The organism is Pseudoalteromonas sp. S2755, assembly GCF_005886535.1.
Classification (GTDB): domain Bacteria; phylum Pseudomonadota; class Gammaproteobacteria; order Enterobacterales; family Alteromonadaceae; genus Pseudoalteromonas.
Genome location: NZ_PNDS01000269.1, coordinates 1 through 232, shown reverse-complemented (window position 1 = coordinate 232; position 232 = coordinate 1). Strand labels below are relative to the sequence as shown.

Annotated in this window: 1 protein-coding gene; it reads right to left on the bottom strand. The window is 46.6% G+C overall.

What is annotated here, in order from left to right; translation table 11 throughout:
- On the bottom strand, nt 1-207 hold a 207-nt coding region (locus tag CWC03_RS23180; protein ID WP_502705382.1), incomplete at its 3' end, for a sugar phosphate nucleotidyltransferase.
- Nucleotides 208-232: the final 25 nt, after the last annotated feature.

The window sequence follows — 232 nt, the reverse complement described above, 5'->3', positions numbered from 1 at the left end:
GTGCGCCACACCTATTTGCCGAACTTGCTCTGCAGCACTCAAGCGGGGCGATTCTTTACAAATTAACATCGCTGGTGAATGAGCAAGACCGTTTAATCTTAATATAGTCTCTTGGTGCATAGTGTTTTGACCATGCCACTTTAAAAAGTTTTTTGCGGAGTTCCCGCGTGCGAATGGCCATAAACGTGTTCCTGCACCGCCCGCCATGAGGATTGGATGTTTGAGATTAGTT